This window comes from Rhizobium pantanalense, from assembly GCF_030182525.1.
Taxonomy (GTDB): domain Bacteria; phylum Pseudomonadota; class Alphaproteobacteria; order Rhizobiales; family Rhizobiaceae; genus Rhizobium.
In genome coordinates this window covers 1-605 of sequence record NZ_JAQJCH010000045.1, presented here as the reverse complement: position 1 = coordinate 605, position 605 = coordinate 1, and the positions used below count along the sequence as shown (strand labels likewise).

The 605-nt window shown below is 62.0% G+C and carries 1 protein-coding gene; it reads left to right on the top strand.

Annotated elements, in window-relative coordinates:
* On the top strand, positions 1–605 hold a 605-nt coding region (locus PH558_RS34050), incomplete at both ends, for a zinc-binding dehydrogenase (RefSeq protein WP_285208565.1).

Sequence of the window (605 nt, the reverse complement as noted above, 5' to 3'; positions counted from 1 at the left end):
GATGGCACCTCGCGCTTCTCGATCGGCAAGGACAAGATCCATCACTATATGGGCTGCTCGACCTTCGCCAATTATACCGTGCTGCCGGAGATTGCCGTTGCCAAGGTCAATCCCGACGCCCCCTTCGACAAGATCTGCTACATCGGCTGCGGTGTGACGACAGGCATCGGTGCGGTCATCAACACCGCCAAGGTGGAGATGGGCGCAACGGCAATCGTCTTCGGCCTCGGCGGCATCGGTTTGAACGTCATCCAGGGCTTGCGGCTTGCCGGTGCCGACATGATCATCGGTGTCGATCTCAACAATGACAAGAAGGCCTGGGGCGAGCGCTTCGGCATGACGCATTTCGTCAATCCGAAGGAGGTCGGCGACGACATCGTGCCCTATCTCGTCAACATGACGAAGCGCGGGGCCGACCAGATCGGCGGCGCCGACTATACCTTCGACTGCACCGGCAATACCAAGGTGATGCGTCAGGCTCTCGAAGCCTCGCATCGCGGCTGGGGCAAATCCGTCGTCATCGGCGTTGCCGGCGCCGGCCAGGAGATCTCGACGCGTCCGTTCCAGCTGGTGACGGGCCGCTCGTGGATGGGCACGGCCTTCGG